Here is a 12747-nt window from a genome sequence, read left to right on the forward strand (position 1 = left end):
TTCTGGTTGCTGGTCTTGGCCGATGATGAGTTGTGGGAGCTCGAGACTCGGGGCGACAGGCAGTGCCCTCGACGCGGAACTATCCGCGTGCACTGTGAAGCACTGAGACCGCCTTCTTCCCTACTCGACGCAACCCGTCGGGAGAGTGAGTGGGTCGGAATCGCGTCGCACCGATTCGAGGCACGTCAACGATCACCTCCGTCAGGATGAGCAAGGTTGGCCGGTGAGGTGGATCTGGAGTAGAGCGCCGTTTCGTCGAACTGCTTCATTCCGGCGCCCTCGATCCGCTCCTTCGCTTTCGGCTCCGGCGGTACGTTGCACGTGCGTACCGCAGGGGAGCCGTTCAGCGAGAATCTCCGGTCCCCGTCTCGGGTGGCCTCGACGTCGTTCGGGGCCACCCGAACGCGTTAAACCACACCTGCCGGAGAGGAGCAGTTCTGTCAAAGGCGGACCTACACTAGATCTATGAGCGCTGAGATGATCCTGGCCGTGGTGGCCCTCTCCCTGATCCTGCTGTTGCTCGTCACGGTCATCGTGCTCAGCGTCCAGCTCCGGCGTCAGGCCCACCTCGTCCACCGGCTGGTGGAGGGGCTCGACTCGGTGAGCCTGCAGGTGCAGACCATTTCCTCCGTGCCTTCGGTGGCGCGGTCGCTCGATCCGGCACAGAAGGTCGCCCTGATCCTGAACCCCGTCAAGCCCCATGCCGCCGAAACACGACACCAAGTGGAGGTCACCGCGCGGGTGGCAGGCATGCCACCGGTGATGGTCTACGAAACCACCGAAACCGATCCAGGAACTGCGATGGCGGAACAGGCGCTGGCCGACGGGGCTACCGTGGTGCTGGCCGCCGGCGGCGACGGAACCGTGCGCCGGGTGGCCGAGGTGTTGGCCGGCACGGATGCCTCACTCGGCATCCTTCCCCTGGGCACCGGGAATCTGCTGGCCCGCAACCTTCACCTACCCATCGCGGATATGGAGCAGTGCATCGCCATCGCCCTACAGGGTCATCACCGCGCCATCGACACGGTCTCGATCCGCCTGACGAACCAGGACGGTTCCGTGCAGCGCACCGCTTTCACCGTGATTGCCGGGGTCGGTTATGACGCCGAGATCATGGACACCACCAATGACACCCTCAAGCAGCACGCCGGGTGGTTGGCTTACGGCGAGGCCGGCATGCGCCAGCTCGCGGGCAAGCGCAAGGAGATCTCCGTGTCACTCGACGGCGGCCCCCTGCAGCGTTACCAGGTGCGCTCCGTGATGGTGGCGAACTGCGGCCTGCTCACCGGAGGCATCAACTTCGTCCCGCACGCCGTGATCGACGACGGGTTGCTCGATGTTGTTCTGCTTTCGCCGCGCCACGTGGTGGACTGGCTGCGCATCGCCGGCAAGACCCTGCTGAAATCGCGCCGGAAACTGCCGGTGCTGGAGTCGCACCAGGCCACCCAGTGCAAGATCGTGTTGCATGAGCCGATGACCTCCCAGCTCGACGGCGACGCCTCCGGTCAAGTCCGCGAGATCTCCGCGCGGGTGCAGCCGGAGTCGCTACGGGTTCAGGTTCCGGAGCGGCCCAACAGTTCGGTGACCCAGGCCTGACCGGAGTGGTAAGCGGCATCGGTGGTGTGCTCGGGCACCTGGTACCTTCGCTGATCTGCCCGCGGATAGGACCCCAGGAACCGCACGCCCGGGATGAGTCGGTACAGCGCGGCCAGCGCTGCGGAGACCCGTTCCTCTGCGAGGTGGCCCTCGAGGTCGATGGAGAAGAAGTAGCTTCCCAGTCCAGCCCCCGTCGGCCGCGATTCGATGCGCGAGAGGTTGATCCCGCGGGTGGAGAATTGGTCGAGAATCTCCATCAGCGCGCCCGGCCGGTCTTCCGGAAGCGGCACCACCACGGTGGTCTTGTCGGAGCCGGTGGGCTCGCCGATCGGCCCCGGCTGAGAGACGACGACGAAGCGGGTGACCGCCCCGGCGGTGTCCTCGATGGCCTGGGCCAGCACCGGCAGGCCCACCTGTTCGGCGACCAGCGGCGAACACACCGCCGCCTGGTAGTGGGTCTCCGGGTCGAGCAGTCCGCGCGCCCCGGCTGCTGTCGAGGAGGCCGGGATGAACTCCGCGTTCGGCAGGTGTTTCGCGGCCCAGTTGCGCACCTGCGCCCAGCCGTGGGAATGGGTGGAGACGCTGGTGATCTGTTCCAGGTCCATCTCGGTGCGCCCCACCAGCACGAAGCTGATCGGCACCAGCACCTCGCGCACAATCTGCAGGCCCTCGTCACCGGCAATGTCGTCCAGGGTGGCGGTCACCCCGCCCTCCACCGAGTTTTCAATGGGCACGACGGCGAACTGCGCCTCCCCCGCCCGCACCTGGGCCAGCGCGGTGATCACAGATCCCACGGGCCGGTAATCGCCGTCGTCGGGCGAGACCACCTGGCGCAACGCGGCCTCGGTGAAGGTGCCTTCCGGTCCGAGGAAGGCGTAGACCGGTCGACTCATTTCACGATCGGCTCGGCGCCGCCGTCGGCCTCCATCGGCTTGCCGGCCTCCAGCCAGGCGCCGGAGCCACCGGCAATGTTGAAGGCGGAGAATCCACGCGCCTGCAGGAATTCGGCGGCGCGCGCGGAACGGCCTCCGGTCCGGCAGATCACGTAGTAGTCGGTGTCCGGGTCCAGCTCGGCGTCGAAGCGCTCTGGCAGCTGATCCAGCGGCAGGTGCTGGGCGCCGGCTGCGCGGCCTGCCTCGAATTCGTAGTCCTCGCGGACGTCGAGAATGGTGGCGCCCTCGGGGATCTCGTTCACGGTGACAGTCTCGTACATGCTCATTCCCACAGCCTACCGATCTCGTTGCGCGTTCTGGCTACTTTTCGATGCATTCCACGTGACGAGGGATGGAAGCACACTCTCCGCGATGGTCTCGCTATTCGCGTGACGCAGCCTCAGCGAGTGAGAATGGTTGATCCTCCACAAGCTTCCTGATCCAGCCGTCTTTCTTGGCCGGGAACTCTGCCAGCACCATGCCTTTCTCATCACTCCACGCTTTGCCAATTACTCCTTGATGGGCCGGAAATTGCTCCGCCCCGGCGTCTGCAGTTGAGGATTCTTTGAGTGCCGAGCGACGTTGACGACATGCCCACCACGTGGAAACTCACGTCGCAAAAATGGCAAGAATTTTGATGGAGTTCCCCTTGATCCAGAGGAAAGTCCTGGTCCCAGCGCGACATCGATGGGGTCTCGGAAATCTTCCGGGAGCGAGATCTGGGTGCGTCTCAGGGTCTCAATATAGGTCGTTGCCGTCCAGCGGCGGCCGATACAGTGGGGTCATGAGCGACTCCCCGAGAGCAGCAAGCTACCCCTCCGCCGTCGAGCTGCGTGATGATCTGGCCGCGGGCCGGCGCACCGCCGTCGACGTGACTGAACATTTCCTGCGGGTGATCGACGAGAAGAACCCCCAGTTGGGCGCGTTCATGACGGTGACCCAGCACCTGGCCCTGGAGCGGGCACGTCAGCTCGACGCCGAGCACGCCTCCGACCCGCGGCGCTCTGGTCCGCTGCACGGGCTGCCGCTGGGATTCAAGGACCTCACCGCGGTGCAGGGGGTGCCAACCACGTTCGCCTCCCGGGTGTTCCAGGATGCCCCGCCCGCCGCGCAGGACGACCCGTTGCCGGCGGCGCTGCGCCTGGCCGGGGCGGTGTTTTTGGGCACCACCACCACGCCGGAGTTCGGGCTGCCGCCGCATTCGGAGAACCGGGTGTCCCCACCGGCGCGCAACCCACTGGATCCAACGCGTACGGCGGGTGGGTCCTCGGGCGGAGCGGCGGCAGCGGTGGCGTCGGGCATGCTGCCAGTGGCTCCCGGCTCCGACGGCGGCGGCTCGATCCGCATTCCGGCCGCGGCCTGCGGCATTGTGGGGCTGAAGCCCGGCCGAGGTACCCTGCCCACCGATGACCAGCGGGACACGGTGCGCAACCTCGGCGTCAACGGCCCCCTGGGCCGCACCACCGAAGACACCGCGCTGCTCTTCGACGCGATGACGGACCCCACCGCCACCACCGGCTACTACCTCGACACCATCCGCCGCGCGGCCCGTCAGGGCATCGCGCCGACAAGCATCGGCTGGACGACGGCGTCGCCGTTCCACCCGGATCTGGAGATCACCCTGGCGCGCGGAGCGGTGGAGGCACTCACCCGTGCGGTCACCCTGCTCGCCGGCGATGGCCACACCGTGTCCGAGCTGGACCTGGACTACCAGCCCGGCTACCACGAGGACTTCCGCACCGTGTGGACCTCCGGGCTCGCCGAAGCGCCGCTGCCCGAAGGTGCGGAGGACAAGATGGAGCCGCTGGCCGCGCACTTCCTGAACCTCGCTCGCGGTTACACCCCCGAGGTGCTGGCCGAGGCCGAATCCCGGCTCACCGGCTGGGCGGCCGATACCCGCCGTCAGCTGGCAGCAGCGTCCATCGTGCTGACGCCGGTGCTGGCGTTCGCACCGCCGGCGATCGGTGCGTTCACCGAGCGCGAGCCCGCCGACGACTACGCGTATCAGTGCCAGTTCACCCCTTACACCTCCATGGTGAACGTGATGGGGCTGCCCGCCATCTCCATCCCGGTGCTCACCGATGAGGACGGGATGAACTGGTCGGTGCAGGCCATCGGCCGCCCAGGTACCGAGGCCCCGTTGCTGGCCCTCTCCGCCCGAATGGAGCGCCTGCTGGCTCAGTAGTCGAGCGCCACCCGCACGGGGCAGCTGCTTGATCAGGATCCTTCTGCGGCCCCCTCGCCGATGAGCTTGCGCAAGTCCGCTGCAAAACCGCGAGGCGCGCGCCCCTCATACCGATCCGAGGTGATCACAGGGATCCGCGTGCTACTCCGCACCCGCGCGCCGGAACGACGCAGCCGTTCGACGAGCTGCACGTCTTCATCACAGTCCACCTCGGAAAAGCCCCCCACACGCTGATACGCCGCCCAGCTCACGCCGAGGTTGGCACCGTGGATGTGATGATGTTCCTCCACATCTCGGGGTCCTCCCGAAATGATCTTCTTTCGGTACTCGTCCTCCCATCGCTGCTCCAGGACTGTTCCTCTGAGTCGAGATCCAGCGCAACCGTCCCCAAGACGGCGTCGGCACCCTCGGCGAGCACGACATGGCTCGCCAGCCACTCTGGCGCCACACGACTGTCAGCATCGGTGCAGACAACCCAGAGCCGAGCGTCAGCGTCGAACCAGGTCGCCGCGGTGTCGATGCCCCGAGCCCGCGCGCGACCCACACCCCCAGCGGCACCGGGGTCAAGGCTCACCACATGGAAGCGCGCGTCTGCCTCGGCCCGATCCCGGGCGATCTGCAGTGTGCGATCGGCACTGCCGTCCACCGTCACCACGGCCCGGGCTGAGCCCTGAGCGTGGAGCGCTTCGAACCGGTCCAGCGCCAAGGTCAGTGCATCGAGACAGCCCGGGAGCAGCGCCTGTTCGTCGCGTGCCGGAACGACCACGAGCGCCTGTTCCGCTCCCACCGCGCGTGCGAACACGTCGATCACGACGTCGTCGTCCCGGTATTCATTGATCACTCGAAACCGCGGGTCCGAGCGCAATCGGGCGTGCACGGCATCCCCGTCCAGCGGCCAGCCCGAGACGGGGTGGCGCCAATGGCACAGCAGGATCTGTCCTGACAGTGTCAGGGCGGAGCCCAGTCGGGCCACGAGCCGATCCAATTCAGCGGCGCTGAGGAAGTAGCCCACCTCGGAGACGACCGCTAAGTCCACGGCGTCCGGCCCGTTCAAGTGTGCCGGCCATTCGTCGGGCACGATTGCCTGTTCGACCCTGACTCCGGACAACCCGCGCAACCGGTGTCGGGCACGTTCCACGGCCACCCCTGAGGCATCCAGCCCCGTAACGTCATCTGCTCGGAGCGCCAGCTCGGCGGTGAGAACGCCGATGGAGCATCCAACTTCCACCACACGGCGGTAGCGGGGCCAGGGTAGCTGCGCTAAAGTGAGCGCCCGCTTGCGCGCCTCGTAATCAGAGTCCAGGTATCGCCATGGGTCGTCCGCGGAGGTGTGTACGCGATCGAAAATCCACCGAGCGCGCTGGGATCCGGGGTTCTCCGAGCCAGTCACCAAGTACGTCTCGAAGGGACGGTCGCAATGCTCAACGATGGCCCCGGTCACCACCGCTTCGTCCCCGGGGTTGTCCGACAGTGGAGTGACCTGGCTCCGGTACGCCTGCAATGCTGCGCGCCGGGCGCGCTGGTCATCCAACGAGACGGGAAACCGTGCGAAACCGCGCCAGGCGTCGTTCACTCCGAGCCCCTGGGGGTCCGCCCAGTGCCAATACCAGAGGGGAAATTCATACACCGGTAGCGCCTGCTCGGCCGCGACCCGCAGCACGGCAGAGGCCACGGCCTCGTGATCCCCATGACCGTCACGATGGAAATGCGTCACCAGCAGCAGTTCGCCTTCGTCGGTCTGCGCCGCCGCCACGGCCTCTGCCACGGCCGCCAGCACCTCCTCGGGGACAGCGGGCAGCCCGGCGTCGGGCAGACGCAGCATGGTTGACGACAGTCGACCGGATAACCCCTCGCCGAGTACCTCCACGGCGTCGGACAGCTCCTGGCGGCGTAACCGAGCCAAGGCGGCGGGAGTGTGGGTCGGTGATTCCGGGTGCGAGCCTTCTCCCTGCGTACACACCAAGAGTCGCACCTCAGCCCCCCTTCGAAGGGCGGCCCGGATCAGCCCCGCCGCTCCCAGCGTCTCGTCATCAGGGTGTGCCACTATGACCAGCACCGTGCTGTCCGAGGTGAGCTGCGGCAGGCTCAACGTCGGAAGCTTACCCACACCCGCGTCAAGCCAGGCTTCTTCGGTGGTGCCGTGATCGCGATGATCAAAGCTCACCACGACCACCCCGGCCGCTCCGCCAGCAAATGGCCCAGCCGGGCATCATCGCGACCGGCGTGGTGCTGGCGCACGTACAGTTGCAGATCGGCCACTGCCCTAGCGTGCGCCGCGTCGCCAGCCAGTGGGCCCGGCCCGGTGGCTTCGCCCACCACGCGAATGACCTCCGTGCAGGTCTCGGCGATCGTTCCCCGCAGTCGCTCCGCTGCCATCTCGGCCGCGTCACCGTCAAGTGTTCCCTCATCAAGGTGTCGGGCCGCCTCGATCATGAGTGCCGCCGCAGCAGCGAGCATTCGGTCCACCCGCCCCCGTGCCGCCGCCGCGAAATCGTCGCGTGGCTGTCGCGCCTGGAGCGTCCGCATCAAGCGGATGGCGCCGCCGAGCCAACAAGCCGCCACACTGATCCCACCCCACGCGAATCCAGGACGGGTGAGATACCACCCTGGATCTCCGACGGGAACCGCGTTGACCTCGTGGAATTCCAGGGCGGTGGAGGTCACGGCGGACAGCCCCAGCGCCGGCCACCTCTCACCAGAGTCTCGCACAGCACCAGACTGACGCCCCGCTTCCAGATCCACCAGAAACGCTCGGCGCCTCAGCGCTCCCGAAGCCGCGGCGTCCTCATCGCCCACGATGGCTGTCACGACGGCAGCCGAGCACACAGATCCGAGAGAACACCACGGTTTGGTGCCGTTCAGCTTCCACGCGGATCCTGACTGTACTGCGCGCACCGTCTGCCCGCCGGATTCCGACGCGTACACACCCAGTAATCCCTGTGGAACCGACACACCAGCCTGCTCCAGAATGGTCGTGGCGTCGAGGTGCGGTTCCAACACGCGTGCGGCCACTAAGTCCTGTGACGCTACCGTGGCCAGCAACTCCCAATGCCGCCGCGTCTGTCCTTGGCCAACCAGGGGAAGCCGTTCGCCAGCGTGGCGTAGCACCTCCGTCATGGGTTCAACACGACCGTGGCTTGCCGCCGCAGCCGCCACGAGGTCACACTCGGCGTCGGTGCGCTGAGCATCATGATCTGTTCGTTCGCTCATCCTCTCGAACGAGATCCACTGAATGTGCTCCGTATCCATGCACTTCTCCCACCGGTGCCATGCCATAACGCCCCCTCGGCGGCATGCGACACCCCGGAACACTAGCAACAGCAAAGGAGCACGGGGTAGACCTCACGGCCGCAACCGGGGTGGTCACTCCTTGGACTCCTTGGGGTCGTTGGCGATCACCGGGTAGTCCCCGGCGATCGTCTCCTGCGCGGATCCGTCACCCCAGGGTCCGGCCAACGGCTGATCCGCGTACGGGTTCCCCGCCGGCGCTGCCCTCGACGGCGAGCGCCGCTGCGCTTCTGCTCTTTCGGCTCGTTCTGCTTGCTCTGCCTGTTCGGCGCGTTCGGCTTCAGCCTGGGCACGACGACGACGCAGCCGCTCGAACGGGTCGTACTTGTCGCGCCGCCGCCAGCTCGGCTCCCGCCGCTGCGCTTCCTCACGCTCCCCGTGCGCCTCCGGCGTCTGTTCGGCGCGCGCATCGCTGTCCGGCTTCTCCGAGCTCTGATACCACCCTGGGCGTTCCCGATCCATAGCTTTCACCCTACGCCGGAGCCGATAATATCCGCATGGGAAACACTGCTGCCGAGCGCGCCGGAACCCGCGCCCTCCCCGAAGACCTCATCGACACCGATGCCCTGCACGCGGCGTACTTCGAAAACCATCCGGACCCATCCGACCCCACCCAGCAGGTCGTCTTTGGCACCTCCGGGCACCGCGGCTCCTCGCTGAAGACCTCGTTCAATGACGACCACATTGCCGCCATCACCCAGGCCATCGTCGAGTACCGCCGCGACCAGGGCGTCACCGGCCCCATCCTCATCGGCCGCGACACCCACCTGCTCTCCGGCCCCGCCCAGGACACCGCCGTTCAGGTGCTGCTCGCCAATGAAGTGAACACCCTCATCGACTCCCGCGACGGCTACACCCCCACCCCCGCGGTCTCCCACGCGATCCTGCACCACAACGCCGCCGATCCCCAGGGCCCGCAGGCCGATGGGCTGGTCATCACCCCCTCGCACAACCCGCCCGCCGACGGCGGCTTCAAGTACAACCCGCCCCACGGCGGACCGGCCGATTCCGACGCCACCGGCTGGATCGCCGACCGCGCCAACGAGCTGCTCGCCGGCGGCCTGGCCGAGGTGCAGCGGTTGAACCCCGACGACGTCCCCCGCCACCCGCAGCTGGGCCGCTACGACTTCCGCGCCCGCTACGTCGAGGACCTGCCGCAGGTGATCGACCTGGACTCCATCCGCGAGGCCGGGGTGCGCATCGGCGCCGACCCGATGGGCGGGGCCTCCGTGGACTACTGGGCCGAGATCGCCCGGGTCCACGACCTCGACCTCACCGTCATCAACCCCGAGGTCGACCCGCGCTGGGCGTTCATGACCCTGGACTGGGACGGCAAGATCCGCATGGACTGCTCCTCCCCCTTCGCGATGGCCTCCCTCATCGAGCGGGTGCGCGGCGACAGCGACTTCCACCTGGCCACCGGCAACGACGCCGACGCCGACCGCCACGGCATCGTCACCCCCGACGGCGGGCTGATGAACCCCAACCACTACCTCGCCGTCGCCATCGACTACCTCTACCGTCACCGCGCGGAGTGGCCGGCCGAGGCCTCCGTGGGCAAGACCCTGGTGTCCTCCTCGATGATCGACCGCGTCGCCGAGGGCCTGGGCCGGAACCTCACCGAGGTCCCGGTCGGGTTCAAGTGGTTCGTACCCGGGCTGCTCTCCGGCACCGGGGTGTTCGGGGGTGAGGAGTCTGCCGGTGCGTCGTTCGTCTGCTTCGACGGCTCCCCCTGGTCCACCGACAAGGACGGGCTGCTGCTGTGCCTGCTCGCCGCCGAGATTCAAGCGGTCACGAACCGCTCCCCCTCCCAGTACTATGGCGAACTCACCCAGCGCTACGGCAGCCCGGTCTACGCCCGCCTCGACGCGGTGGCCACGCCCGAGCAGAAGGCGAAGCTGAAGAACCTCTCCCCCGACGACGTCACCGCGTACACCCTGGCTGGGGAACCGATTCTCGCCAAACTCACCGAGGCTCCCGGCAACGGGGCGGCCATCGGCGGGCTGAAGGTGGTCACCGAGCACGCCTGGTTCGCCGCCCGCCCCTCCGGCACCGAGGACGTGTACAAGATCTACGCGGAATCCTTCCTGGGCGCCGAGCACCTCACTTTGGTTCAGGACGAGGCCCAGCGCATCGTGGACCGCGTGATCAGCTGACTCGATCCCCGACACGTTGGTGGCGCGTTTCGCAAAACACGGGCATGCTTTCCTTAGAGGAGGTCCAGACACTGTGATGAATCCCGTTGAGTCGTACTCGTCGCTATTAGCTGCGATCGAGGAAATCGAGATCGCCCACATGGTGCGCGAGCGCCAGGGCGAACAAGCCCAGCCGCTGAGTGATCTCGCTGCAGAGTTGGGCTTTGACGCGGCCGACTATCGCTGAAGGCACGCACAGAGGACTAAAGGAGCGTTGTGGCGGACCCGTTCAAGCCCACCGCCGGCGCCCGCCCTCCGCAACTCATCGGCCGCGCCGAAATAGTAGAGGCATTCGCAGAATCCCTCGAGGACGGCCCTGGCGCGCCCGCCCTCCTGTCGATCTTTACCGGACCCCGCGGCATCGGCAAAACAGTGATGTTGTCGGCGATCGAAGAAGAGGCGCGAAAAGCAGGGTGGCTCGTCATTTCCGAAAGGGCCAACGTCGACGTCATTCAACGCATCACCGCCCAGGTGGACACCTTCGAGTCCGAGCTTGCTTCCGAGAAAGAACCTCACTGGCGTCACACGATCACTCGCCTGCTGATCCGGCTAGCAGAAATGGACAAGGGACTGCTCATCACTGTTGATGAGATTCATGCGATCGATCGTGATGAACTCGACGAACTCGCCACCGTTGTCCAGCATCTCATCCGTGAGGGCCTGCCCATCGGCTTGGCAATGGCCGGCCAACCTCAGGCAGTATCTGACTTACTCAATGACGGCGCAACGACCTTCCTCCGACGCGCGGAGCGGTATGACGTCCGCACTGCGCCCATCTCCGAAGTGCGGACTTCCTTCGCGGAAACATTCTCAGAGTCCGGAGTTCAGATCGACGAACAAGCGCTCAGCGACCTAGCGAATGCCACCGGCGGGCATCCGTTCCTCATTCAACTCGTGGGGTACCACGTCTGGCGCCGTGCGCATCGCGACCAGGACAAGGTGACCCAAACGTCCCTCACTGAAGGCATCATTTCCGGACTGTCCAGTGTCGATCAGTCGACATGATCGACACTCGCGGACCGTCAGACCACCAACACTGGGCAAAGTATAAAAAGACTAAAAAGCATAAAAGGCCCACAGGGGACTCAAGAAGCCAGCCCAAATCCTGCAACATCCGGGCTAGGAATCCTGCAATATCCAGGCTAGAACATCTGCAAAAACCGGCCTAGAGGTCCTGCATTATCCGGCCTAGGAGTAGACTATCCCTATGGATACCGTTGAAATCCTTGGGCAAGAGTACCGGTCGCGCGTGATCGACCCAGCCTTGATTCGCGCCCTTGAAGCAGCCGGTGCTGTCGTGATTGAGGGGGCTCGCGCCACGGGCAAGACGATGACGGCCTTGCACTTAGCCGAGTCCTACGCTTTCGTGGACGACCTCGACACCCAACGCATGCTGGAGGTGTCTCCACGTTCAGTGCTCCAAGGAGACCATCCTCGGCTTCTCGACGAGTGGCAGACCGCCCCGGAACTATGGAATATGGTGAGGCGCGCCGTTGATGCTTCACCACATTCGGGCCTCTTCATTCTCACCGGCTCAGCGCTACCGGCCGATGACATCACCCGACATACGGGCGCGGGACGGTTGCTCCGTCTGCGGCAGCGCACGATGACATGGCACGAAAAATTCGAGCGCACCGGCGGTGGAGTGAGCTTGGCGAAACTCTTCGACGGCGACCGCCCAGAAGTCAGCACCACCGGCAGCATGGAGTTAGATGAGGTCATCGCGTCGATCCTCACCCCTGGATTCCCTGCGATGACTCACTTGAGCGCCGCCCAATCAGCGCAACGCCTCAGGGCCTATATCGATGACATCGCGAGGACGGATATCCGTCGATTGTCAGACGTCCGCCATGAACCCGAAGTGGTCAACCAGCTCATCAAGGGACTGGCGCGCTCCACCGCCGCCGATGTCACCTACAAAACGCTCGCCGCTGATATTCGCGCAGTCGCTCCCACCATCTCGGCCGAGACCGTCGGCACGTACGTCGAACTCCTCCAGCGCCTCTTTGTGGTCGAGCCGCAACGCCCCTGGGCGCCCAAGCTCCGCTCTCGCGCCCGACTGCGGACCTCGCCAAAACTTCACCTGGTGGATCCAGCACTGGCAGCGGCTGCACTGGGCTCAGGCCCGCAACAGCTCAGCTCCGACCTCGAAACCTTGGGCGTCCTTTTCGAAAGCGCCGTGGTCCACGACCTGACCGTCTTCGCCGCGGCCCTCGACGGCGAGGTCTTCCACTACCGCGATTCTTACGGGAAGGAGATGGACGCAGTCGTCGTTCTCCCCGATGGTCGCTGGGGAGCTGTCGAGGTCAAGCTCGGTGGAGGCCAGATGAAAGCAGGCATCGAATCTCTCCGCGCAGTGATCGACCATGTCGATACGCAGGCTGTCGGCGAGCCAGCGTTCCGCCTCGTGGTCACCGGAACCGGTTCGACACTCACCGCGGACGACGGAACGGTCGTCGCGCCACTCAGCGCGCTCGAGCCGTAGCGATTAACCCCCTCTCCACTTCATGGCCAACCAGGCTTTGACTTGCGTTGATACCGTTTTCGCTCT

Annotated in this window: 11 protein-coding genes; 6 read left to right on the forward strand and 5 right to left on the reverse strand. The window is 66.0% G+C overall.

Annotated features, from left to right (window positions below):
• Positions 1-465: 465 nt before the first annotated feature.
• Positions 466-1596 (forward strand): diacylglycerol/lipid kinase family protein, encoded by a 1131-nt coding sequence (locus O1A05_RS03305; RefSeq protein WP_270106655.1) that lies wholly within the window; start codon positions 466-468, stop codon positions 1594-1596.
• On the opposite strand, the gene pheA is transcribed toward O1A05_RS03305, so the two are convergent.
• Together pheA and O1A05_RS03315 are read right to left on the reverse strand one after the other, a co-directional pair.
• Positions 1554-2489, reverse strand: a complete 936-nt coding sequence (gene pheA / locus O1A05_RS03310) for a prephenate dehydratase (protein WP_270106656.1) — start codon at positions 2487-2489, stop codon at positions 1554-1556. The genes O1A05_RS03305 and pheA overlap by 43 nt on opposite strands.
• The gene (locus O1A05_RS03315) at positions 2486-2815 is read right to left on the reverse strand and encodes a rhodanese-like domain-containing protein (protein WP_270106657.1); all 330 of its coding nucleotides are present in this window, start codon (positions 2813-2815) and stop codon (positions 2486-2488) included. Before O1A05_RS03315 ends, pheA begins: the two co-directional genes overlap by 4 nt.
• A 497-nt stretch (positions 2816-3312) precedes the next feature.
• Between O1A05_RS03315 and O1A05_RS03320 the strand changes: the two genes are divergently transcribed.
• On the forward strand, positions 3313-4713 hold the full coding sequence (locus tag O1A05_RS03320; protein WP_270106658.1) for an amidase: 1401 nt from the start codon (positions 3313-3315) through the stop codon (positions 4711-4713).
• A 247-nt stretch (positions 4714-4960) separates the two neighbouring features.
• Here O1A05_RS03320 and O1A05_RS03325 read toward each other — a convergent pair whose 3' ends face one another.
• The 3 genes from O1A05_RS03325 to O1A05_RS03335 form a co-directional block, all read right to left on the reverse strand.
• Positions 4961-6877: a PIG-L family deacetylase gene (locus O1A05_RS03325; protein ID WP_270106659.1), complete on the reverse strand. Its 1917-nt coding sequence runs from the start codon at positions 6875-6877 to the stop codon at positions 4961-4963.
• The gene (locus tag O1A05_RS03330; protein WP_270106660.1) at positions 6874-7923 is read right to left on the reverse strand and encodes an acyl-CoA dehydrogenase family protein; all 1050 of its coding nucleotides are present in this window, start codon (positions 7921-7923) and stop codon (positions 6874-6876) included. The genes O1A05_RS03325 and O1A05_RS03330 overlap by 4 nt, the downstream gene beginning before the upstream one ends.
• A gap of 153 nt (positions 7924-8076) precedes the next feature.
• Positions 8077-8463: a hypothetical protein gene (locus tag O1A05_RS03335; protein WP_270106661.1), complete on the reverse strand. Its 387-nt coding sequence runs from the start codon at positions 8461-8463 to the stop codon at positions 8077-8079.
• 35 nt (positions 8464-8498) lie between these two features.
• Here O1A05_RS03335 and pgm point away from each other — a divergent pair, with 35 nt between their 5' ends.
• From pgm to O1A05_RS03355, 4 genes are all read left to right on the forward strand, one after another.
• Positions 8499-10157, forward strand: coding sequence for a phosphoglucomutase (alpha-D-glucose-1,6-bisphosphate-dependent) (gene pgm / locus O1A05_RS03340; RefSeq protein WP_270106662.1), 1659 nt, complete (start codon positions 8499-8501; stop codon positions 10155-10157).
• 76 nt (positions 10158-10233) lie between these two features.
• Entirely contained in the window at positions 10234-10383 is a 150-nt protein-coding gene (locus tag O1A05_RS03345) for a hypothetical protein (protein ID WP_270106663.1), read from the forward strand.
• Between the two features lie 29 nt (positions 10384-10412).
• Positions 10413-11201 (forward strand): ATP-binding protein, encoded by a 789-nt coding sequence (locus tag O1A05_RS03350; protein ID WP_270106664.1) that lies wholly within the window; start codon positions 10413-10415, stop codon positions 11199-11201.
• 202 nt (positions 11202-11403) lie between these two features.
• Positions 11404-12681 (forward strand): ATP-binding protein, encoded by a 1278-nt coding sequence (locus O1A05_RS03355; RefSeq protein WP_270106665.1) that lies wholly within the window; start codon positions 11404-11406, stop codon positions 12679-12681.
• Positions 12682-12747 lie beyond the last annotated feature (66 nt).

The sequence above is a fragment of the Citricoccus sp. NR2 genome, assembly GCF_027594385.1.
In the GTDB taxonomy this organism is placed as follows: Bacteria; Actinomycetota; Actinomycetes; order Actinomycetales; family Micrococcaceae; genus CmP2.